Origin of the sequence: Polycladidibacter stylochi, from assembly GCF_001562055.1 — a bacterium.
GTDB classification, from domain to species: Bacteria; Pseudomonadota; Alphaproteobacteria; order Rhizobiales; family Stappiaceae; genus Pseudovibrio; species Pseudovibrio stylochi.
Genome location: NZ_LLWE01000034.1, coordinates 1 through 1,178 on the forward strand (window position 1 = coordinate 1; position 1,178 = coordinate 1,178).

Here is a 1,178-nt window from a genome sequence, read left to right on the forward strand (position 1 = left end):
AGAAAACACAAACACAGAGACAAAGTGGAGAGCGAACAACCAGACAAACACCAAGCGCAAAGATCAATAAATAAGTGAGCCCCAAACGAGAAATGGACTGACCAAAGATAACCAAGTGAAGAGTGAGCTGCAAACCAGAGCAAAATCTGGCAAAAAATGACTGGCGTAGAGACGACAGGAGAAACAAAACTAAGGACACATAGGAGAGTGAAGAGACAAACAAGAGTGGCTGCACCAATAAAAGTGGAAGACCCTTTGCGTAATTACAATCACGGAAAACTTCATGCGGACAGAAAAAACACAGAAACGTTTAGGAGAAAAACGAAGAAAAGCACGAGACAAGCCAAGCTCTGGCAAAAAAGAAAGCGCAGCTGGACACTCACGCCAAAAAGCAACCAGAGGGAAAAACAGCACGGCAACAAAGTGGACCGCAACTGTCATACATTGGGATGGGCCCCCTATTAAAAAGCAGAGGCAAAACCCCAAAGCCTGCCCCGGCTTGATAAGCCAGCTAAACACATATCCCCGCAACCAATACAAAGAGGCTCACTAAGACCGATAACCACTCACACAAGGCCCCTACGCGGATAAATAACGTCAAGCCCCCAACCCAAAGCAGCTTATCCCCCTCACTCTCCATATCAAAAACGTACCTAAAACGTATCAACTTCGTACCAACAACAGCCAAAAACACACCAAAACATAATAAGAAAACTAAAAAAGCAACCGTTCTCTCCCACAAATACCACGCCCAAAAACCAAAGCACCAGCTCCACATAAACACCAAGCAAGAACAAATAGGAACATTTGAGGAACAAAATTGCACGGATTGCGACCAAACTAAAAAACAAGAAGGATAGCTCCAGCAAAACACAAAACACCACACAAAACACCAAAGCAAACATCCACAGAGAAGCACATATTGGAGAGAAGTACATATTGGACCAAGCAGAAAACTTTAACCACAAATGCAGGCATTACCGGCTTGATCATGACAAAACGAATAGCAGCCCAAAAAATCAAAAAGGATTTAGAGAAGGAAAAAAGCAGACAAAAGAACTTAAGCATACAGCTGGAGTTTTGACAGGTTAACTTGAAAGAGCCGGAAGAAGCTTTTCACCTTATGCCTCAGGCATCAATCATGGCAGCGTTTTTCCATTGGGCGAAGGCGCTTAGAC

Annotated in this window: 1 protein-coding gene; it reads left to right on the plus strand. The window is 43.7% G+C overall.

What is annotated here, in order from left to right; translation table 11 throughout:
* Positions 1 to 939 precede the first annotated feature (939 nt).
* A complete protein-coding gene (locus AYK67_RS17380) occupies positions 940 to 1,092 on the plus strand; it encodes a hypothetical protein (protein ID WP_206597545.1) in 153 nt (50 codons plus the stop codon).
* Positions 1,093 to 1,178: the final 86 nt, after the last annotated feature.